The sequence below is a fragment of the Pseudomonas sp. SWRI18 genome, from assembly GCF_014268345.1.
Taxonomy (GTDB): domain Bacteria; phylum Pseudomonadota; class Gammaproteobacteria; order Pseudomonadales; family Pseudomonadaceae; genus Aquipseudomonas; species Aquipseudomonas cedrina.
Genome location: NZ_JACCQQ010000011.1, coordinates 165,022 through 185,395, shown reverse-complemented (window position 1 = coordinate 185,395; position 20,374 = coordinate 165,022). Strand labels below are relative to the sequence as shown.

Annotated in this window: 19 protein-coding genes; 7 read left to right on the top strand and 12 right to left on the bottom strand. The window is 60.8% G+C overall.

Going from position 1 to position 20,374, the window contains the following annotated elements; translation table 11 throughout:
- From H0Z09_RS27350 to H0Z09_RS14700, 5 genes are all read left to right on the top strand, one after another.
- The coding region (locus H0Z09_RS27350) for an OprD family porin (protein ID WP_238340249.1) at nucleotides 1-135 on the top strand (135 nt) is incomplete at its 5' end.
- 218 nt (nucleotides 136-353) lie between these two features.
- Nucleotides 354-1,769 carry a M91 family zinc metallopeptidase gene (locus H0Z09_RS14715; RefSeq protein ID WP_346656795.1) on the top strand — a complete coding sequence of 472 codons (1,416 nt, stop codon included), beginning with the start codon at nucleotides 354-356 and terminating at the stop codon, nucleotides 1,767-1,769.
- Nucleotides 1,770-1,927: 158 nt separating this feature from the next.
- Complete coding sequence (locus tag H0Z09_RS14710) at nucleotides 1,928-2,827, top strand: polysaccharide deacetylase family protein (RefSeq protein ID WP_186691209.1); 900 nt, start codon at nucleotides 1,928-1,930, stop codon at nucleotides 2,825-2,827.
- A gap of 118 nt (nucleotides 2,828-2,945) precedes the next feature.
- On the top strand, nucleotides 2,946-4,415 hold the full coding sequence (locus H0Z09_RS14705; RefSeq protein ID WP_186691208.1) for a M91 family zinc metallopeptidase: 1,470 nt from the start codon (nucleotides 2,946-2,948) through the stop codon (nucleotides 4,413-4,415).
- A 128-nt stretch (nucleotides 4,416-4,543) separates the two neighbouring features.
- Nucleotides 4,544-6,100 carry a M91 family zinc metallopeptidase gene (locus H0Z09_RS14700; protein ID WP_186691207.1) on the top strand — a complete coding sequence of 519 codons (1,557 nt, stop codon included), beginning with the start codon at nucleotides 4,544-4,546 and terminating at the stop codon, nucleotides 6,098-6,100.
- A 94-nt stretch (nucleotides 6,101-6,194) separates the two neighbouring features.
- Here H0Z09_RS14700 and pcaC read toward each other — a convergent pair whose 3' ends face one another.
- The 11 genes from pcaC to pcaR all read right to left on the bottom strand — a co-directional run bounded on the left by pcaC (nucleotide 6,195) and on the right by pcaR (nucleotide 16,823).
- Nucleotides 6,195-6,593 (bottom strand): 4-carboxymuconolactone decarboxylase, encoded by a 399-nt coding sequence (gene pcaC / locus H0Z09_RS14695; RefSeq protein ID WP_186691206.1) that lies wholly within the window; start codon nucleotides 6,591-6,593, stop codon nucleotides 6,195-6,197.
- Nucleotides 6,594-6,603: 10 nt separating this feature from the next.
- Nucleotides 6,604-7,395: a 3-oxoadipate enol-lactonase gene (gene pcaD / locus H0Z09_RS14690; protein WP_186691205.1), complete on the bottom strand. Its 792-nt coding sequence runs from the start codon at nucleotides 7,393-7,395 to the stop codon at nucleotides 6,604-6,606.
- Nucleotides 7,396-7,405: 10 nt separating this feature from the next.
- Nucleotides 7,406-8,761, bottom strand: a complete 1,356-nt coding sequence (locus tag H0Z09_RS14685) for a 3-carboxy-cis,cis-muconate cycloisomerase (protein WP_186691204.1) — start codon at nucleotides 8,759-8,761, stop codon at nucleotides 7,406-7,408.
- Between the two features lie 10 nt (nucleotides 8,762-8,771).
- Complete coding sequence (locus H0Z09_RS14680) at nucleotides 8,772-10,067, bottom strand: MFS family transporter (protein WP_186691203.1); 1,296 nt, start codon at nucleotides 10,065-10,067, stop codon at nucleotides 8,772-8,774.
- 115 nt (nucleotides 10,068-10,182) lie between these two features.
- On the bottom strand, nucleotides 10,183-10,749 hold the full coding sequence (gene pcaG / locus H0Z09_RS14675) for a protocatechuate 3,4-dioxygenase subunit alpha (RefSeq protein WP_186691202.1): 567 nt from the start codon (nucleotides 10,747-10,749) through the stop codon (nucleotides 10,183-10,185).
- Between the two features lies 1 nt (nucleotide 10,750).
- Complete coding sequence (gene pcaH, locus H0Z09_RS14670; protein WP_186691201.1) at nucleotides 10,751-11,455, bottom strand: protocatechuate 3,4-dioxygenase subunit beta; 705 nt, start codon at nucleotides 11,453-11,455, stop codon at nucleotides 10,751-10,753.
- 23 nt (nucleotides 11,456-11,478) lie between these two features.
- Complete coding sequence (gene pcaF, locus H0Z09_RS14665; RefSeq protein ID WP_186691214.1) at nucleotides 11,479-12,681, bottom strand: 3-oxoadipyl-CoA thiolase; 1,203 nt, start codon at nucleotides 12,679-12,681, stop codon at nucleotides 11,479-11,481.
- Complete coding sequence (locus H0Z09_RS14660) at nucleotides 12,678-13,457, bottom strand: CoA-transferase subunit beta (RefSeq protein ID WP_076950105.1); 780 nt, start codon at nucleotides 13,455-13,457, stop codon at nucleotides 12,678-12,680. The genes pcaF and H0Z09_RS14660 overlap by 4 nt, the downstream gene beginning before the upstream one ends.
- The gene (locus tag H0Z09_RS14655; RefSeq protein WP_186691200.1) at nucleotides 13,457-14,314 is read right to left on the bottom strand and encodes a CoA transferase subunit A; all 858 of its coding nucleotides are present in this window, start codon (nucleotides 14,312-14,314) and stop codon (nucleotides 13,457-13,459) included. The genes H0Z09_RS14660 and H0Z09_RS14655 overlap by 1 nt, the downstream gene beginning before the upstream one ends.
- A gap of 180 nt (nucleotides 14,315-14,494) precedes the next feature.
- Complete coding sequence (locus tag H0Z09_RS14650; protein ID WP_186691199.1) at nucleotides 14,495-15,835, bottom strand: MFS transporter; 1,341 nt, start codon at nucleotides 15,833-15,835, stop codon at nucleotides 14,495-14,497.
- Nucleotides 15,836-15,980: 145 nt separating this feature from the next.
- On the bottom strand, nucleotides 15,981-16,823 hold the full coding sequence (pcaR, locus tag H0Z09_RS14645; protein WP_076950100.1) for a pca regulon transcriptional regulator PcaR: 843 nt from the start codon (nucleotides 16,821-16,823) through the stop codon (nucleotides 15,981-15,983).
- A gap of 549 nt (nucleotides 16,824-17,372) precedes the next feature.
- Here pcaR and H0Z09_RS14640 point away from each other — a divergent pair.
- Together H0Z09_RS14640 and H0Z09_RS14635 are read left to right on the top strand one after the other, a co-directional pair.
- On the top strand, nucleotides 17,373-17,573 hold the full coding sequence (locus H0Z09_RS14640; protein WP_003189295.1) for a hypothetical protein: 201 nt from the start codon (nucleotides 17,373-17,375) through the stop codon (nucleotides 17,571-17,573).
- Nucleotides 17,574-17,887: 314 nt separating this feature from the next.
- A complete protein-coding gene (locus H0Z09_RS14635; RefSeq protein ID WP_186691198.1) occupies nucleotides 17,888-19,363 on the top strand; it encodes an inorganic phosphate transporter in 1,476 nt (491 codons plus the stop codon).
- An 842-nt stretch (nucleotides 19,364-20,205) separates the two neighbouring features.
- On the opposite strand, the gene ccoM is transcribed toward H0Z09_RS14635, so the two are convergent.
- A complete protein-coding gene (ccoM, locus tag H0Z09_RS27530; protein WP_003172387.1) occupies nucleotides 20,206-20,322 on the bottom strand; it encodes a cytochrome c oxidase subunit CcoM in 117 nt (38 codons plus the stop codon).
- Nucleotides 20,323-20,374 lie beyond the last annotated feature (52 nt).

Genomic DNA, 20,374 nt, shown 5'->3' with positions numbered 1-20,374 from the left:
CCCCCACTTTCATCGCCCCCGCACCGCCCCGCACCATGGCCGCGCTGGCGCAATTCCAGCATGCGCCGCGACTACAGCAACAATGAGTTCGACGAGAACCGGTTGATCGTCAGCTATCCGATCAGCCTGTTGTGAAACCCAATAACATCGTTCAAGAGGGCGCCTTTAACATGGCGCCTCAATTCAATCGGGAACGGTTGCCTTCAGCGCACGACTGATCAATGCCAATCAACATCGAAGCGAGCAGGTAATGTCCAATGAATCCAATATCCCCGCCAACACCTATGATGACCACGCCCCCTACCCCCCAACCGGCGCCTGCTTCCGACAACGACTTGCGCTCACGAACACAAGTGCTGGTGGACGACGGCAACCTGAAGGCCACGGAAAAAATTGACGAATTTCTTTTAGATCCAAAAAAACCCGAGCACCTGGGCTCATCCTTGACACTCGAGACGGGCGACGCTGCGGACCGGATCCATATTAGCCAGCGTCCTGACGGCAAACTGAGCGTCAAAGTGAATGACAAGGAGTACAGTTTCAACGGCGATAAGTCCGCCTCAGCCCCGTCCTCATCCAAGGACAAGCCCTCCCCACCCTTCTCCCTGAACATTAAAACCGCAGGGGGTAACGACACCATAACCCTGGACCCGAATGTGAGCGTCACCGTGAAGATCGAAGCGGGAGACGGCGATGACACCATTCAGGCCGGAGGAGGCGTTACCGACATTTATGGCGGGCGCGGCAATGACCATATTCGTCTTGGCCGTGGGATCAGTTACGCCGAAGGCAACGAGGGTGACGACACGATGATCGGCGGCACCGGGGATTCGGTGATGTACGGAAACCAGGGCAAGGATCGTTTATACGCGGGGGCGGGGGCTGCCAGTAAGGTCAGCTACCTGGACGGTGGCGCTGGCGACGACCAGTTATACGCGGGCAATGGGCATACGGTGATTAATGGAGGCCGCGGCAACGACCGGATAATCGCTCACGACGACGCGGCCATCTACACCGGCAAGGGATCCGATACGGTGTGGGCCAACGGCAGCAAAGCGCGCATTTATGCGAAAGAGGGCGACCGTCTATTACGCACGGAACACTCGACCATCACCCGGCAGGCGCCGAGCGATGCGGGACGCAAAGCGTTTAAAATCCAAGGCACGGATGCGTTCAAACAGCGGGTCGAAGATGACTTGGAGTTGCTCCGAGCTTCGCCTGCGGGGAGGAAGATGCTGGAGGAGATGGATAACGCCGCTCAGAACAATGGCGCGCCAGTCACTATCGAACAGTCTGAATCCAATATGTACCGCTTCAATACCCGTGAGCTGAATACGTTGAGCATGGAGGACCGGAACAAGATCAAGCTGGACGACCCGAAAGTTGGCGGATTGAAAGATGGAGTGCCCGGCGCCCGTGCAGATCAAGGCCGACTTTTTTATAACCCGAGCCTCATTCATGTAAAACCTGACCCGACCGCCCCGGAGCTCACCTCCCCCATCGTCCAGTTCTACCACGAGATGGCGCATGCCTGGAACGGCGCCAACGGTACACTCCTGGAAGGTACCAGCAAGCCATCACCCGACCACCCGGAGCGCCCTGGCCCGCCTAACATGGAACTACAAGCTGTCGGCCTGCCAACTGACGCCCCGCCCTTCGACTTCGATAACGACCCCTCCACCCCGCCGACCTCGACCAACCCTGCGCCGTTCACCGAAAACGCCTTGAGAGCAGAAATGGGCAGGCCGGCTCGGACCAAGTACGCCTGAACCTGACGGCGGGCTGACGCAGCAGCCCGCCGCATCTGGCCCATCCGACGTTGCGTCTATCAGCGCATGAACTTTCGTCGATGATCTTGCTGTATCGTGCGCGCCTGCCCCCCTGCTGATCTGCCCAGCAGCGGCTTCAATTCGAGCCCGCGCACACCATGAAACTCTACGCCTTTGCAATCACTGTGCTGACGCTCGCCTTGAGCCTTGGCGGCTGCATTGGTTCGCCTATCGCCCTGACACCACAGACCGAACAGCGCCTGCAAGCCCAGGCGCCGATCCGCTTTTTGCTGACTTTCGATGACGGCCCCAGTGCCTCGGGCTACAACAACCCGAGCCGTTCGGTGGTGGCTGACCTGGCGCAGAACCCGGTGCTGCCGAGGATCAAGGCGGTATTCTTCCTGCAGACCGAGGCCGCCCGCTCCGGCGGCAGTTCACGCGGGCGCAAGACCATGGAGCGTGAATACGCCGGCGGGCATATCCTGGCGTTCCACACGGCCACCGCGTTCCACACCAACCACCGCTGGCTGAGCGACGCCGAACTGGAACGCACCCTCACCCAGGGCGCGGCGGATATTGCCGCGATCACGGGCAGCCCGCCCGTGCTGGTCCGCCCGCCGTTCTGGAACTACGACCGCCGCACTTTCGCCGCCTACCGGCGCCATGGCATGCAGGTGTTGCTGACCGACTTGAGCGCCAACGACGGCAAGATCTGGGGTTTCAACGCCAGCCCACGCCGCCGCGCCAACCTGTATCGGCAACTGTCGGTGGTGCGCGAGCGTATCGCCCTGGGCGAATTGCCGACCGTGGACGGGGTGATTCCTGTTGTGGTGACCTTCCACGACATCAACCGCTACACCGCAATCCATATGCAGGAGTACTTGCAGATCCTGCTGGACAGCGCCCGGATCAACGGCATGAAGACCGCCGCCGAGCCGTTCTACACCGACACCGCCGGGCTTCAGCGCGCCGCGCTGGCGCGGACGGTGAAGGATGTGAACCAGCCGGTGCATCTGCCGGGTGTATGGAACTGGCTGTGGGACGCTGATTCGCGCTGATAGCCAAGCGGACTCAAGCTTTGTTAACAAAAAGCCGCCTGATACATCGGAATCGCAAGCGAGTCCAGGCCACTCAATGAGCGCTATTTCAGCGTGCTCCCATTGAGAAGATAAACCCATGACAGTGACAGCAACCCATCAGGCACCTATTCCTTTACCTTCACCATCCCCCTCGCCTGCCAATCAGCCACAGGTCGACGACGAACCCTCGATCCTGGTGCTGGCCGACAACGCGGATGTCAAAATCGAGGACGTCCTCGAGCCAATAACCGTAAACGGCGTAAAGTATATTGGAACAGACGAGTTGCGAATTACGACTAAGAACAAAGCCGACCAAATCAGAATTCATGCCGGCGCCGACGGTAAGATCAATGCCAATGTGAACGGGATGTTCTATGAGCTACCCTTCGACGAGGGCGGTCCGGACAGGTCTCTGGTTATCAGAACGAACGGCGGCGATGACAAGGTGATCGTCGATCCGGATGTGCATGTCGATGTGTACGTCTCGACAGGAGACGGTGACGATCGAGTCACGGCGCAGGGCAGTGGTTACACTCGGGTGTTCGGTGGCGCCGGCAATGATTTCATTAAGCTGGGCAGTGGAAAAGGCTTGGCCTTTGGTGAGGATGGCGACGACCTGATGCTGGCAGGCACCGGCAATGCGGTTATGTCAGGGGGCAACGGTAATGACCGAATGTACGCAGGCGTTGGCCCTGCGAATCGCTTACTGCACATAAGCGGGGATGTCGGCAGCGACAGGCTCTACGGGGGTGCGGGAAAAGTCGTCCTGAACGGTGGCCTGGGCGATGACACGTTGGTCGGTCACAAGCGCACCACGATGTATACCGGCAACGGTAACGACAGGGTTTACGCCTACGATGCCGACGACCGTATCTATGCCAAGAAAACCGACCATGTTCACAATCATAAAGGCGCCCGGATCACTGAAATTCAGCCCAGTGACGCTGGACGGCGTGCTTTCAACATCGTCGGCTCCGCAGAGTTCATCGCCAGGATGGAGGACAAGCTGGAGGAACTGAGAGGTTCGCCGGCCGGGCAAAAGGTCCTTGAAGAAATGGACACGTTGGCGGACACGCTCGGCAGTCCGGTGGTCATCGCTTCGCAACCTGAACATGGCACCCTGGACATCTATAAGTTCGGCCCTTTGTCGCCATCACTTCCCAATGGACAGCACCATTGGGGCGAGATCATTAATGGCGTGCCTGGCGCCCCCGCGACACAAGCGAAAATCATTCTTTCATCCAATCACTTTATTGGCGAGCACGGCCTGACGCCCCTCATCAGCTTTTTCCATGAAGTCATCCACGCTTACCATGGCGCGACCGGAACCCGACTTCCGGGTGAGCAGCCGGTAATAGACAGCAACGGTGCACCGCTTGTCCGGAACGGAAAGGTTGTTCAACAAGAAATTACCGAACTTCAGACGGTCGGACTTCCCAACTTGGGTACCCCATTCGATTTCGACAATGACCCCAGCACGCCACCCACCACCGTCAGTCCCTACCCGTTTTACGAGAACGCTCTGCGCGAGGAGATGGATGTTCCGCTGCGCGAACGGTATGCGTAGATATAAACGTTCGATCCAGGGCTGGCGGGCCGTAAAAACCAATTACAACTTAAGCGGAACGTAATGACCGCAACGGTCACATCTCAAGGGTCAGGGCCAAATTCTGGCTCTTGGATCAGGACCGCAAAATGGACGACATAAACAGCCTTACCCCCGCAAGCCCGCATCCGTTGAACACCCAGCATCGCGAAACGACTGCGCAGCCATCCCCCGCTCCGGTGGCAACGTTTACGGGACAAGACTACGGGCCCGCCAAATATCCTTTCCAGGGCCCGCCGTCCGAAACACCCGACCAGGCGTATACGCACCTGTTCTTGAATGACGGCAATTTAAAGGCCAGCGGCGTGTCGATATGGGAGCACGATAATCCCTCCAGTCGCGTGGACAACAGCCTGATCTTTGAAACCGGCAATCAATCAGACAGGATTCACATCAGCCAGACACGCCCCGATCAACTGACGGTCAAGGTCAACGGCCAAAGCTATCGCTTCGCCACTCAAGATAACGAGGGCAATACGCTGACCTTCCACTTCAAGACCCACGGCGGCAATGACCGCGTGCATATTGACCCCAACGTGACTCAACCCATCACGGTTGACGCCGGAGATGGCGACGATCGGGTGCAAGCAGGGGGAGGCTATACCCGGCTCATGGGGGGTAAAGGCAACGATGTGCTGCGCCTCGGTGACGGTGTTGGCTACGCCGAAGGCGGCGAAGGTGACGACACCCTCATTGGCGGCACCGGCGACAACGTCATGTATGGCAACAACGGCAACGACCGCCTGTTTGCCGGTACGGGCTCAAGCCGTAAGACCAGTTACCTGGACGGCGGTAACGGCGATGATCGACTTTACGCCGGCACAGGTCATACGGTGCTGCATGGCGGCGCTGGCGATGACCGGTTGATCGGTCATGGCCGCAACACCTTCTACACCGGCACCGGTCGCGACACCGTCATCGCCAGTCGCCCAGGCGACCGGATCTACGCCGAAACCGGCGACACGATCAAACGGCTCAACGGCGCGCAGCTGACCCGCGTATCAGCCGACACCCAGCCCCTTACCGGGTTGGTGATCGAGGGCTCGGCTGAATTCATCCAGCGGGTGGAAGACGACCTGGCGTTATTGCGCAGCTCCCCGCAAGGCAAGCAGATGCTGGCCGAGATGAACGCTATCGGCCAACGCAACGGCGCACCCGTCACAGTTGTAGAAGATCTGCACGACACCGGCAGCAGTTACATCTATGGCAGCCAGGAACTCAAAGCGCTGTTCCACGACGAACGTGCCCCGGTGGTGGGCGACGATCCCAAATGGGGGTTCATGGTCGATGGCGTTCCAGGATCACGGGCTGACCGTGCGCGCGTCAGTTACAACCGGTCCCGTCCGGAAGTACTGGGCGACGTGGTTCATTCCCCCATCACCGTGCTGTACCACGAAATGGTCCATGCTTATAACGCCGGCAACGGCACCGCGTTGGCCGGCACGACGGTCGAAACCATCAATGGAAAAACCTACGACACGCCTAACTCTGAGCTTCAGGCCGCGGGGCTGGACACCGCGGCACCACCCTTTGATTTCGATAATGACCCCGCCACCCCAAAAACCTCGACCAACCCCGCCCCTTTCACTGAAAACGCCTTGCTTGACGAAATGGGCAAGCCCCTGCGCACGCTGTATGCGGATTGAGCGCAACACGTCACGTATCAACTGACTCCCGCTGCAGTGGAGACCTCTTGTGGGAGCTGACTTTCCAGCTCTCACATTTGATCGCATTTCAGGTTCAGGTCTGTTTCCGCGACTCCACGCCCAACTCATCCCAAACCGACTCGGCCAAATGAAACGTCGCATTCGCCGCCGGAATCCCGCAATAAATGGCGCTTTGCATCAGCACCTCCTTGATCTCGGCACGGGTCACGCCGTTGCTGGCGGCGGCGCGCAGGTGCAGCTTGAGTTCTTCGTTGCGGTTCATGCCGATCAGCATGGCGATGGTGATCAGGCTGCGGGTGTGCCGGGGTAATCCGGGCCGGGTCCAGATATCACCCCAGGCATGGCGGGTGATCATTTCCTGGAACTCGCTGTTGAACTCGGTCAGGGCGTTGAGGCTGCGGTCGACATGGGCGTCACCCAGCACTTCGCGGCGCACGTGCAGGCCGTCGGCGTAACGTTGTTTCTCGTCCACGAAAAGCTCCTTAGCGGGCCAGCAGAAATTCCAGCACACGGTCGCTGAACGCGGCCCCGGCCTGGACGTTGGACAGGTGCGCCGCATAGAACTCGGCGTACTCGGCCCCCTTTACATGGTTCTGGATAAAATGGCCGCCAGCCGGCGGCGTTACGGCATCTTCAGTGCCGGCAATCACCAGGGTCGGCACCTTGATCGAGGCCAGTTGGTCACGCAGGTCGGCGTCACGCACGGCCGCGCAGTTGGCGGCGTAACCCTCAGGCGATGTCGCCGCGAGCATGTCGGTAATCAGCTTGGCCTGGTGCGGGTTGGCCGCTGCAAAATCAGCGGTAAACCAGCGTGCAATCGACGCGTCGCGCAGGGCCACCATTGCCGCTGCGCCATCGCGCAGGACCGTCTCGATACGCGGGTTCCACACCTCGGGCGTGCCGATCCTGGCGGCGGTGTTGCACACCACCAGGCGGTGCAGGCGCTGGCCCGCGTTGATCCCCAGCCATTGGCCGATCAAGCCGCCCATGGACAAGCCGCAGAAGTGCGCGCGCGCAATGCCCAGCGCATCCAGCAGAGCGATCACATCGCGACCCAGTTGCTCGATGCTGTACGGCCCTGGCGTGATCAAGGATTTGCCATGGCCCCGGGTGTCCAGACGCAGCACGCGAAAGTGCCGGGTGAACGCCGGGATCTGGATGTCCCACATGTGCAGGTCGGTACCCAACGAGTTGGAAAGCACCAGCACCGGCGCCTCCACAGGTCCGTCCAGTTGGTAATGCAGTTCGCCTTCGGCGAGTTGTACGAATGCCACGGAGGTCTCCTCAAGCAAAGTGTTCGGCTACGGCGCGGGTGACCCAGGTTTGGGCCTGGCCCAGGTAATGCGCGGGGTCGAGCAAGCGGTCCAGCTCAGCCGCCGACAGCTCGGCGGTGACTTGCGGTTCATCGGCCAATACCGCGCGCAGGTGCCGCCCCTCTGCGACGGCGCGCTTGCAGCATTGCTCCAGCAAGTGGTGCGCCGTTTCACGGCCCAGGCGCTGGGCGAGCACGCTGCTGACGGCTTCGGCCAGCACCAGGCCCTGGGTCAGGTCGAGATTTTGCGCCATGCGCTGCGGGTCAATTTCCAAGCCTTCGCTGACCAGCACGGCCTGTTGCAACGCGCCGGAGACCAGGCGGCAAATCTGCGGCAGGGTTTCCCATTCGGCATGCCACAAACCCAGGCTGCGCTCGTGTTCCTGGGGCATGGCGCTGAACATCGTCGCCACCAGGCCCGGCACACGGGTGGCGGCGCTGATCAGCACCGCCGCGCCCACCGGGTTGCGTTTATGCGGCATGGTGGATGAGCCGCCCTTGCCCGGCGCCGACGGCTCGAACACTTCCGCCGCTTCGGTCTGCATCAGCAGGCTGATGTCACGGCCCAGTTTGCCGAGGCTGCCGGCGATCAGCCCGAGCACACTGGCGAACTCCACCAGGCGATCCCGTTGGGTGTGCCAGGGTTGTTCGGGCAAGGTCAGTTGTAACTCTTTTGCCAGCGCTTCGGCCACCGGCATTGCCTGCTCGCCGAGCGCCGCGAGGGTGCCGGATGCCCCGCCGAACTGCAGCACCAGCAGGCGCGGCTTCAGCTCATTCAGACGTTGGCGACTGCGGGTTACCGCCCCCAGCCAACCGGCGATTTTCATCCCCAGGGTGACGGGCGTCGCCTGTTGCAACCAGGTCCGCCCGGCGAGTGGCACGCCAGCATAACGCTGGGCCTGCGTGGCAAGAACGCCGCCCAGGCGCGCCAGGTCCGCTTCGATCAACTCCACCGCACGCCGCGCCTGCAACACCAGGCCGGTGTCCATCACGTCCTGGCTGGTCGCGCCCAAGTGCACATAACGTTCGGCCCCCGGGTCTTGGGCGGCAATCAACTTGCCCAGCGCCTTCACCAGCGGGATCGCGGAGTTCCCCGCCGTAGCGATCGCCACGCCGAGGGCATCCACGTCGTACAACGACGCCAGGCACGCCTGGGCAATCGGTGCCACGGTGGCCTGGGGAATCAACCCGACCTGGGCCTGCGCCCGGGCCAGTGCCGCTTCAAAATCGAGCATGCCTTGCAGGCGCCCTTGGTCGCAAAATACCTGCGCCATGCTGTCGGCCGTGAAGTAAGCGTCGAACAGTTGGTTGCTCGTGCGCAGTGTCATAGCTCATCCCTTACAGATCGTGATGCAAGTACGCCGCCTGTTTCGGCAAGCGCAAGCTGAACAGAAAAGCGATCGCCATCATCGCCGTGACGTACCAATAAAAGCTGTTTTCCATGCCGATGGATTTGAGGCTCAACGCGACGAACTCCGCCGAACCGCCAAAGATCGCATTGGCCACCGCATACGCCAGGCCCACGCCCAAGGCACGTACCTGAGGCGGGAACATCTCCGCTTTGACCAGGCCGCTGATGGAGGTATAGAAGCTGACAATCGCCAGCGCCAGGGTGATCAGCACAAAAGCCAGGAACGGGCTGCTGACGGTTTTCAGGGTCAGCAGGATCGGCACGGTGAACAACGTGCCGAGGCCTGCAAACCACAACATCGAGTTACGCCGGCCGATCTTGTCCGCCAACATGCCGAACAGCGGCTGCATACACATGTAGAGAAACAAGGCGCCGGTCATGATGTAGCTCGAGGTCTTGGCGTGCATGCCCACGGTGTTCACCAGGTATTTCTGCATGTAGGTGGTGAAGGTGTAGAAAATCAGCGAACCGCCGGCGGTGTAGCCCAGCACGGTGATGAACGCGGCCTTGTGGTCGCGGAACAGCGCGGCGATGCTACCGGCGTCCTTGTCTTCGCGCATTTCCTTGCTGGTGGTTTCTTTCAGGGTGCGCCGCAGCAGCAGGGAGATCACCGCGGCGACGGCGCCGATCACGAACGGAATTCGCCAGCCCCATGCCCGCAGTTCTTCTTCGGTGAGAATCTGTTGCAGGATCACCACCACCAGCACCGCCAGCAACTGGCCGCCGATCAGGGTCACGTACTGGAACGAGGCGAAAAAACCGCGCTGGCCCTTGAGCGCCACTTCGCTCATGTAGGTCGCGGTGGTGCCGTACTCGCCGCCCACCGACAAGCCCTGGAACAGGCGGGCGATCAGCAGCAGGATCGGCGCCCACACGCCGATGTCGTTGTAAGTCGGCAGAAAGGCGATCACCAGGGAACCGGCGCACATCATCAGCACCGAAATCATCATGGAGTTCTTGCGACCATGCTTGTCGGCCACTCGACCGAACAGCCAGCCGCCGATGGGCCGCATCAGGAACCCGGCGGCGAACACACCAGCGGTGTTCACCAGTTGGACGGTGGGGTTATCCGAGGGGAAAAACGCTGGGGCAAAGTAGATGGCGCAGAAGGCGTAGACGTAGAAGTCGAACCATTCGACCAAGTTGCCGGAGGACGCGCCGACGATGGCAAAAATCCGCTTGCTGCGTTCTTCTCCGGTGTAATGACTGGTTTTTGTTGTCATGGTTTTTACTCAGTGGGAACGGTTATAGCCTAGACATACTTTGCAACAAGCTCGTTCCGCAAGCAGACTTTTGGGTATGCATCGACTGGGAAGGCCTCATCGCAGGCAAGCCAGCTCAATAATCGAAAAATACCGTTTCCTTATCTGTTCCCTGCAAAACCACATCCCACTGATACACACCGTCCGTACCCTGCTTTGCAATCAAGGTTCCACGGCGTTCGCCCGGCACACACGCCAACAACGGGTCATCCCCATTCAGCGCTTCGCCGTCAAAATAAATCCGCGTCAGCAAATGCTTCACCAGCCCCCGCGCAAACACCAGCACCACCAGGTGCGGCGCCTGGGTCGTGCCCTTCAATCCCGGCACGGCGCCCGGCTTGATGGTGGTAAAGCGAAACCGCCCTTCTGCATCCACCGGCACGCGGCCGAACCCTTCGAAGTTCGGGTCCAGCGCTTTGTCCTGCTGATCTTCCGGGTGGTCATACTTGCCGGCGGCGTTGGCCTGCCAGACTTCCAGCATGGCGTCGTTGACGACGTCGCCGTTGCCATCCACCACCTGCCCGCTGATCGCCACGCGTTCGCCAAGGGTGGCGGCCACGGTCAAGTCTTCGCGGTTCAGCCAGGTCAGGCCAATGTGGTAATACGGCCCGACGGTGTGGGATGTGGTCGCATTGAGTGTCATCTCATTTCTCCATCGGCGTGGCGTCGCGGCCGCGCAGGACGATGTCCCAGCGGTAGCCGAGAGCATAGGAAGGAATGGTTTTTTCCAGATCGAAACGGGCGATCAAACGTTCCTTGGCCGAGGTGTCCGGCACGCAGTTGTAGATCGGGTCGTAGGCCAGCAGCGGGTCGCCGGGGAAGTACATCTGCGTGACCAGCCGCGTCAGCACGCTCGGCCCGAACAGCGAAAAGTGGATATGCGCCGGGCGCCACGCATTGGGATGGTTGCCCCACGGATAGGCGCCGGGCTTGATGGTCTGGAACTGGTACCAACCCTCGGCGTCGGTGACGGTGCGACCGGTGCCGCTGAAGTTGGGGTCCAGCGGCGCGTCGTGCAGGTCACGCGGATGGTTGTAGCGGCCGGCGGCATTGGCCTGCCAGATTTCCACCAGGATGCCGGGAACCGGCAGGCCGTTTTCATCCAGCACACGGCCGTGAATAATGATGCGTTCGCCCTGGGGCTCAGCCTCATGCTGGGCGGTCAGGTCGTTATCCGTCGCATTGATACGCTCGGCACCGATAGTCGGGCCGGTGATTTCCGACAAGGAATGCGGCAGGAACACCAGGGGCTTGGACGGCGAACGCAGGTTCGTCGACTGGTAGGCCGGGTGCAGGTAATCCGGTTGAGTGCCCGCTTGCGGGCGCCGGTATCCAGGCTTGTCACTCATGGAGCCATCCTCTCTTATTAGACTTAGACGCGTTCGATCGCCAGGGCCAAGCCCTGTCCGACACCCACGCACATGGTCGCCAGGCCTTTGCGGCCGCCGGTTTTTTCAAGCTGATGCAGGGCGGTCAGCACCAGGCGCGCGCCACTCATGCCCAGCGGGTGGCCAAGGGCAATGGCACCGCCGTTCGGGTTGACCTGCGGCGCGTCGTCGGCGATGCCCAGTTCACGCAGCACCGCCAGGCCTTGGCTGGCGAAGGCTTCGTTGAGTTCGATCACGTCAAAGTCAGTGACCGCCAGGCCAAGGCGCTCCACCAGCTTGCGTACCGCCGGCACCGGGCCGATGCCCATCACGCGCGGCGCGACAGCGGCGCTGGCCATGCCCAATACGCGGGCGCGGGCAGTCAGGCCATGCTGCTTGACGGCTTCGGCGGAGGCCAGGATCAGCGCCGCCGCGCCGTCATTCACCCCCGAGGCATTGCCGGCGGTGACGGTTTTGTCGGGACCGTTGACCGGTTTGAGTTTGGCGAGGGCTTCCAGGCTGGTGTCCCGTGGATGCTCATCATGCTCCACCACGGTTTCGCCTTTTTTATGGGCCACCAGCACCGGCACGATTTCCTCGGCGAAAAAGCCCGCAGCTTGCGCGGCAGCGGTACGTTGCTGGCTGCGCAGCGCGAACGCATCCTGGTCGGCGCGCGACACCTTGTAATCGTCGGCGACGTTATCGCCGGTCTGCGGCATCGCGTCCACGCCGTACTGCGCCTTCATCAACGGGTTGATAAAACGCCAGCCGATGGTGGTGTCTTCCAGTTTCATATTGCGCGAGAACGCCGCGTCAGCCTTGCCCATCACGAACGGCGCGCGGGACATCGACTCGACGCCACCGGCAATCGCCAGCTCCATCTCGCCGCTGGCAATGGCGCGAAAGGCCGTGCCAATGGCGTCCATGCCCGAGGCGCACAAGCGATTGAGGGTCACGCCCGGAATGCTTTCCGGCAGGCCCGCCAGTAACAGTGCCATGCGCGCCACGTTGCGGTTGTCTTCACCGGCCTGGTTGGCGCAGCCGAGGAACACTTCGTCGACCGCGCGCCAATCCACCGACGGGTTGCGCTCGATCAGCGCTTTGATCGGCAGGGCCGCCAGGTCATCGGCACGCACGGTGGACAGGCCACCGCCGAAACGGCCGATGGGGGTGCGAATAGCATCGCAGATAAACACATCACGCATCAGGCTTCTCCGGGCGCTTGGCCATGGGCGGCCGCGGTGCGTGCTTCAAGGTCACGCAAGGCGGTCAGCTCAACATCAGTCGGTGCGGCGGTGGTGTGGACTTGGTCGGCAAAACGAATCGCCCAACCGGTGGCGGCCGCCACTTGTTCACGGGTCACACCAGGGTGCAGCGCAGTGACCACGAATTCATGGGTGCCCTCTTCCGGCTCCATGATGCACAGGTCGGTAATAATCCCGACCGGGCCGGCACCCGGCAGGCCCAGGCGTTTGCGCGAGTCGCCACCTTCGCCATGGCCGACCGAGGTGATGAAGTCCAGCTTGTCGACAAACGAACGCGCCGACTGTTTGAGGATGATCAACACGCTCTTGGCGGAACCCGCGATTTCCGGCGCGCCACCCGCACCCGGGAGGCGCACTTTGGGCTGGTGGTAATCACCGACCACGGTGGTGTTGATGTTGCCGAAGCGGTCAACCTGGGCCGCGCCGAGAAAGCCCACGTCAATGCGCCCGCCCTGCAGCCAGTAGCGAAAGATCTCACCGGTGGGCACCACGGTGTCAGCGGTTTCCGCCAGTTCGCCGTCGCCGATGGACAGTGGCAGCACCGACGGCTTGGCGCCTATCGGGCCGGACTCGTAGATCAGCACTACGTCCGGCGACGAAGTCAGGCGCGCCAGGTTGGCCGCCTTGGACGGCAGGCCGATGCCGACAAAGCATACGGCGCCATTCTTGAGGCGGCGCGCGGCGGCGACGGTCATCATTTCATTGGTCGAGTAAGCCATTACTTGGCCTCCTGCGCGCTGGCCAGCTTGGCCTGGAATTCAGTGAAGTCGGCGGTGCCGTGGATGTATTCATTGATCCAGGCGGTAAAGGTCCCACGGTCGCGGGCGATTGGGTCCCACGCCTGGTAGAAGCGGTTGTCGCGTTCGTTGTAGCCGTGGGCGTAGGACGGGTGTGCGCCGCCCGGTACATGGCAGACGGCGGTCAGGGCCCAGGTCGGCAGCACGCAGCTGTTCATTGGTGCGTTGAGGTCATCGACGATCTCTTCGACGGTGACGATGCAGCGCTTGGCTGCCAGGGCCGCCTCTTTCTGCACCCCAAGAATGCCCCACAACAAGACGTTGCCTTTGCGGTCGGCCTTTTGTGCGTGGATGACGGTGACATCCGGACGCACCGACGGCACCGCCGCCAGCACTTCGCCGGTGAACGGGCAGGTCACGGTCTTGATCAGCGGGTTGACCTTGGGCAGGTCGGAACCCGCGTAGGCACGCAATACGGCGAACGGCAGGCCCGAGGCACCGGCGACGTAGGCATTGGCCAGGTCGGCGTGGCTGTGTTCTTCGATTTCCAGCGGTTGTGGCCATTGCTTCTCGACCGCGTCGCGCAGGCGATGCAGGGAGCCCACGCCCGGGTTGCCGCCCCAGGAGAAAATCAGCTTGCGAGCGCAACCGGCACCGATCAACTGGTCGTAGACCAGGTCAGGCGTCATACGCACCAGCGTCAGGTCTTTCTTGCCCTGACGAATGATTTCATGACCCGCTGCCGTAGGGATCAGATGGGTGAAGCCTTCCAGCGCGACGGTATCGCCGTCGTTCACAAATTGCTTCACCGCGTCACGCAGCGCAAGAATTTCAGCCATGGGGTTCGGACTCCCGGTGTGGATCGAAAAAGGCGCTGAGGTGGCGCCGAAGTGCTTGGAGATTAAGCCGGGGCAATGAGCCAAACAATCCGATAATCGACTGAGTGTTCGATTACCGAACCAATTGTTGTCTGGCTATCATTCAGCCCTACTCGGACAATGTGGGAGCTGCGCCTGACCTCAGGTGGCATCGGCGTGGCTGACCCTGCCTTTGATGACGACTGCTGCCGTCGCCAACGCCGCCGGAATCACCAACGCCGTGAGCACCTGCTCGAAGTTCCAGCCCAGGCCCAGCAAGGTGGCGCCCATCCACGCACCGAGGATTGCGCCGAAACGGCCGATGCCAAGCATCCATGACACGCCGGTGGCGCGACCCTGGGTCGGGTAGAAGCGTGCAGCCAGGGACGGCATGGCCGATTGCGCGCCGTTGACGCACATCCCGGCGATCAGCACCAAGGTTGCGAGCACGGTGATATTGCCCAGGCTCTGCCCCACCGCGTAGGCAAACACCCCGGCCAGCAGGTAAAAAGTACCGATGACTTTGTGGGGGTTGAACCGATCCATCGCCCATCCCACCCCCACCGCGCTCAAGACGCCGCCAAACTGAAACAACGCGCCGATAAACGCGGCCTGCTCCATGCTGGCGCCGCTGTCGCGCATCAGCGTTGGCAGCCAACTGGTGAGCAGGTACACAATCACCAGGCCCATGAAGTAAGTGAGCCACAGCAACAAGGTGCCGGCGCTGTAGGTACCGGAGAAGATCACCGCGAACACATTGCGGGCCTTGACGGTTTTTTGCTCGGGCACGCTGAAGCCGGTGGCCTGGGCAACGATGGACGGCTCGATCGGTGACAAGGCCTTGCGCACCTTGTCGCTACCCCGATTGCGCACCACCAGGTAACGCGCCGATTCCGGCAGCCACACCAGCAGTACCAGCGCCAGGATCAACGGCAGGATGCCGCCGATCAGCAGCAGGCTGTGCCAGCCGAACGCCGGGATCAGCTTGGCGGAAATAAACCCGCCGCCGGCCATGCCCAGGTTGAAGCCGCAGAACATGCTCGTCACCAGCAACGACTTGTGGCGCTCGGGCGTGTATTCAGACAGCAGCGTCGTCGCGTTCGGCATGCCGGCCCCCAGGCCCAGCCCGGTCAGGAAGCGCAGCACCAGCAACTGGTCGACGTTGCTGCTGTAGGCGGACGCCAGGCTGAACGCGCCAAACACCAGCACCGCGCCTACCAGCACCCCTTTGCGCCCGAAGCGATCCGCCAGTGGGCCGGAGCCCAGTGCGCCGAAGACCATGCCGATCAACGCGGCGCTCATCACCGGGCCAAGGCTGGCGCGGTCGATGCCCCAGTCCTGGGACAGCGCCGGCGCGATGAAGCCCATGGCGGCAGTGTCGAGGCCATCGAGGAATACAATCAGGAAACAAAGGATCACCACGCGCCACTGGTAACGTGACAATGGCTGGGCGTTGATGAAGGACTGGACGTCCAGCGGGGTACCGACAGAGGGCTGATTCATTATTTTTATTTCCACACCGATGGCGGGCTGACGGCCTGGGGTCGTCGTTTATTATTGGCGGCGCTCACAGCGCTGCCGCACATTAATAAGCCAGGGGAAACACCGTCAATTGATCAGACCAGGATCTGTGCGGTCACCGAACAGCTTAGGCGAACAACTGCGCACTCAGCTCGCGGCTGGCACTGAGCATGCTCGGCAGGAAGCGCTGCTCCAGTTCGCTGCGGCTGACCCGTGCGGCGTGGGTGCTGACGTTCAGCGCGGCCAGCACCTGGCCCGACGCGTCATACACCGGTACGGCAATGGAACGCAGACCTTGCTCCAGTTCCTGGTCGACGATGCACCAGCCCTGCCCGCGCACCTGTTGCAGGCATTCGAACAGCGCCTCGGGCGTCGTGAGGGTGCGGCTCGTCTTGGTTTGCAGGTCGGCGTGGTCGAGGTAATCCTGCAGCGAGGCATCATCCAGTGCCGCAAGCAAAATGCGGCCCATGGAGGTGCAATAGGCGGGTAGCCGCCCGCCCACCGACAGGTCCACGGAAATCAGGCGCTGAGTGGTGGCCGAACGGGCGATGTACAGGATGTCGTCGCCTTCGAGGGTGGCCATGTTGCACGCCTCATGGAGCTGCTCGCTCATGCGGTCCAGGTAAGGTTGGGCCGACACCGCCAGTGGCGTGGACGACAGGTACGCATGACCAAGGGTCAGGACCTTGGGCAACAGCGAATAGGTACGCCCGTCAGTGGTGGCATAGCCGAGCTTGATCAAGGTATGCAGGCAACGGCGCACGGCGGCGCGGGGGATTTCCGTACGGTGGCTGATCTGGGCGATGGTGAGGTGGCGCTTGCGTTCCTGGAAGGCCTGCACCACTGCCAGGCCACGGGCCAGGGAGGTCATGAAGTCGGGATCACCGGTAAATGCCTGGATACGCTTGGCTGGGGAAGCGACGATCGGTGGCGCCACTGACGCGAAAGAGTTGCGCAATTGATCGTTCATGTCGGGATCCTTTGTCTTATTGTCAACCGCAGGGAGGGTTTGGCGGGTATTACAAGCCGCGTCGGCCTGGATGCACAAGGCAGCGCCGACAACGTTGGGCGATTATCGGACGAACATTCGATTATCGCAATTTGCGCTGCCAACCGCGGGCGTACCGTACTGTGCAAATAACGGCTTGATTAACGGCTGAAGTTTGGTTGCATTTATGACGTCGCAAACCCTGCAATCATCCACAGGCGCGCGTAACGCAATGCTCACACAAGTTGACTGTTTTTAACTTTATACGGATAGTGTTATTCAAATGCGCCGTTATAATGCACGCTATGCGCGGGTCCCCCCGGTTTGATTATCGGAACCGGATCTCGCCAGGTGATGCACAAGCCGTGCGTTGCCTATCGGAACTACTGCCTGGAATCACGGCACTCAATAAGTGGCTGCCTTTGCCTGCTCCAAACTTGAACGTTTCTGCAGTTCAACTTTGAAATGCCCGAGGGCGCATTCCGGCACAACGCTGCAACGTATTTACACTCAACTCAATTAGGTAACAATGTGACGAAAGATGAACTGCGCGCAGAACTCGAGCGCCAGGAGCAACGTTACAAGGACGTTTACGGCGGGGAAGTCACCACCTACGCCGCCCAGCCTGAACCTGAACGCAAGCCATGGCGCAAACGAGCCAGCCTCCTCGACCAGGCATTTGCCCAGGAAATCCAAAAAATCGAACAGGAACTCAAGACCGAAGAGCCATAAGCGGATCGGGTTTGAATCTCAGGTTCGGCTCCGGATGCTGGCTCATAGCTAGCATCCGGCCAGCTTCGCATCTCACAATCAGCGGTAAAATTTCATACAAATGTTTCAGGGGTGACAGTTTTGTGACAATACCCCGCCGCAAGCTGCCTGCGCTTTATAAATCAAAGACTTGCCAAAGCCCCGTAAACCCTGGGATGCACCCCGATGCCGGTGTTTTTTTCCGGGAAGATTGTGACCGATGAGCAGCTAGTGCATCGATTACCGAGGTTTTCTGGCATAATCGCGCCCCCTTACGACCGGGTCAGAAAACCTTCATGATCGATTTATTCAGCGGACTGGATGCATGGGTTCTAGTGAGCCTGTTGCTCGCCCTGGCCTTTGTCCTCGCCTTCGAGTTCATCAATGGCTTTCATGACACCGCTAACGCGGTGGCCACAGTCATCTATACCAAAGCCATGCCGCCGCACCTGGCCGTGTTCTTCTCCGGGGTGTTCAACTTCCTCGGCGTGTTGCTCGGTGGTGTCGGTGTCGCCTACGCCATCGTGCACTTGCTGCCGGTGGAATTGCTGATCAATGTGAACACCGGCCATGGCCTGGCGATGGTGTTCTCGTTATTGGCGGCGGCGATCACCTGGAACCTCGGCACCTGGTACTTCGGTATCCCCGCCTCCAGCTCCCACACCTTGATCGGCTCGATCCTCGGTGTCGGCCTGGCCAATGCCTTGATCAACGACATCCCCCTGGCTGACGGTGTGAACTGGCAGAAAGCGGTGGATATCGGCGCCTCTCTGGTGTTCTCGCCAATGGCCGGCTTCCTGGTCGCAGCCCTGGTGCTGCTCGGCCTGAAGTGGTGGCGCCCGTTGTCGAAGATGCACAAGACCCCGGACCAGCGCCGCAAGCTCGACGACAAGAAACACCCGCCGTTCTGGAACCGCCTGGTGCTGGTGATTTCCGCCATGGCCGTGAGTTTCGTGCACGGCTCCAATGATGGCCAGAAAGGCATCGGCCTGATCATGCTCGTGCTGATCGGTATCGTGCCGGCGCAGTTCGTACTCGACCTGGGCAGCACCACCTACCAGATCGAACGCACCCGCGACGCCACCTTGCATTTGAACCAGTTCTACCAGCGCAACCACGAGACCCTCGGTGAGTTCCTGTCCCTGGGCAAGAGCGTAAAGGACGATCTGCCGGGCAAGTTCCGTTGCAACCCGCAACAGACCGAACCGACCATCAACGCACTGCTGGGCACCTTGAAAGGCGTCTCCGACTACCATTCGCTGACGGCCGATCAACGCATCGAAGTGCGTCGCTACCTGCTCTGCCTCGACGACACCGCGAAGAAAGTCGGCAAACTGCCAGGCTTGCCGGCACGTGAAAAGTCCGACCTCGACAAGCTGCGCAAAGACCTGACCGCCACCACCGAATACGCACCGTTCTGGGTGATCCTCGCCGTCGCACTGGCCTTGGGCCTGGGCACCATGGTGGGCTGGAAGCGCGTGGTACTGACGATCGGCGAGAAGATTGGCAAGCAGGGCATGACCTATGCCCAAGGCATGTCGGCGCAGATAACCACCGCGACCATGATCGGCTTTGCCAATATCTTCGCGCTGCCGGTGTCCACCACCCACGTCCTGTCCTCGGGTGTGGCGGGCACCATGGTCGCGAACAAAAGTGGCCTGCAAGGCGGCACCGTGAAGACCATCCTGATGGCTTGGGTGCTGACCCTGCCCGCCACCGTAGCCCTGTCGGCAGGGTTGTTCTGGTTGGCGTCGATGGCACTCGGCAGCTGATAAGCCGACTGCGACAAAAAAAGGTGCGATCCGCGAGGGTCGCACCTTTTTTTATGCCGGTCTCAAACGCACCGCAGTCAGAATGTGGGAGCTGGCTTGCCTGCGATTACGGTGGGTCAGCCACTACATTCATCCACTGACACTCCGCTATCGCGGCATGGGTATCTACACAACTTCAGTTGACCAATCTCCCTGCGGGAGCTGTCGAGCTTTAGCGCGGCTGCGAAAGCGGTGGGTCAGGCGAAAAAAATGCCAGCAGTGCCGCCGCCTTCGCAGCCTCGCTTGGGCTCGACAGCTCCCACATTTTGAACCGAGTTCGACATGAATACCGGTCGGCTCTAAGGCCGCCGCGCTTTGTTTTTGATCTTGATCTGAGGCGCCCCGTCAACCACGCTGGCCGGAATTCGATATTGATTTGGGGGGTAAACCGGCAGGACGCCGGTTTAGCCGCCCCGCGCCATGGATGGCGCGTGGCGGCGGCCCCCCAAATCAATGTCGGATTACGGGCATGCCGAGCCTAGGCGAGGCACCGAGTGGTGGGGCGAAGCGTTTTTGGTTACTTTTTGCGCTCTTCAAAAAGTGACCCGCCGTAAGGGCGGAACCCTAAGCCGCCGTTACCGCAGCAACGGATATGTACTCGGTCAAACCCAAAAAAACGATCGGCCCGAAGGCCGCCAAGCAAGCTCCTCGCCACACATCGTTGAAAGTTGTGTAGATACCGATGGCTATCGCGGGCAAGCCCGACTCCCACACTTTGATTTTCATCTATCAAATAGCAGTCGAAAAAAAAGGCGACCGAAGTCGCCCAAAATGCCTTGCGTGCCCGTGCAACCTGGAAAAACCTAAGGTTTTTTACGCTTGTTCGCGTCTTTCCAGATAAAAATTCCAAATCCTACAAAAAACAACACCATGAGGCTTACAGTCAGCACCCCGGCAAATACCACATTATCGATGAACATGACCGGCCTCCTGCACTTGCCCTGTTGCGATAGGGCTAAGTTAATGGAGAAG

What these genes read in the sequence shown, in the direction of transcription:
- H0Z09_RS14710 (WP_186691209.1), top strand. Translation starts at nt 1,928, where the DNA reads ATGAAACTCTACGCCTTTGCAATCACTGTGCTGACGCTCGCCTTGAGC.
- H0Z09_RS14705 (WP_186691208.1), top strand. Translation starts at nt 2,946, where the DNA reads ATGACAGTGACAGCAACCCATCAGGCACCTATTCCTTTACCTTCACCA.
- H0Z09_RS14700 (WP_186691207.1), top strand. Translation starts at nt 4,544, where the DNA reads ATGGACGACATAAACAGCCTTACCCCCGCAAGCCCGCATCCGTTGAAC.
- H0Z09_RS14685 (WP_186691204.1), bottom strand. Translation starts at nt 8,761, where the DNA reads ATGACACTGCGCACGAGCAACCAACTGTTCGACGCTTACTTCACGGCC.
- H0Z09_RS14680 (WP_186691203.1), bottom strand. Translation starts at nt 10,067, where the DNA reads ATGACAACAAAAACCAGTCATTACACCGGAGAAGAACGCAGCAAGCGG.
- pcaG (WP_186691202.1), bottom strand. Translation starts at nt 10,749, where the DNA reads ATGACACTCAATGCGACCACATCCCACACCGTCGGGCCGTATTACCAC.
- pcaH (WP_186691201.1), bottom strand. Translation starts at nt 11,455, where the DNA reads ATGAGTGACAAGCCTGGATACCGGCGCCCGCAAGCGGGCACTCAACCG.
- H0Z09_RS14660 (WP_076950105.1), bottom strand. Translation starts at nt 13,457, where the DNA reads ATGGCTTACTCGACCAATGAAATGATGACCGTCGCCGCCGCGCGCCGC.
- H0Z09_RS14655 (WP_186691200.1), bottom strand. Translation starts at nt 14,314, where the DNA reads ATGGCTGAAATTCTTGCGCTGCGTGACGCGGTGAAGCAATTTGTGAAC.
- H0Z09_RS14650 (WP_186691199.1), bottom strand. Translation starts at nt 15,835, where the DNA reads ATGAATCAGCCCTCTGTCGGTACCCCGCTGGACGTCCAGTCCTTCATC.
- pcaR (WP_076950100.1), bottom strand. Translation starts at nt 16,823, where the DNA reads ATGAACGATCAATTGCGCAACTCTTTCGCGTCAGTGGCGCCACCGATC.
- H0Z09_RS14635 (WP_186691198.1), top strand. Translation starts at nt 17,888, where the DNA reads ATGATCGATTTATTCAGCGGACTGGATGCATGGGTTCTAGTGAGCCTG.
- ccoM (WP_003172387.1), bottom strand. Translation starts at nt 20,322, where the DNA reads ATGTTCATCGATAATGTGGTATTTGCCGGGGTGCTGACTGTAAGCCTC.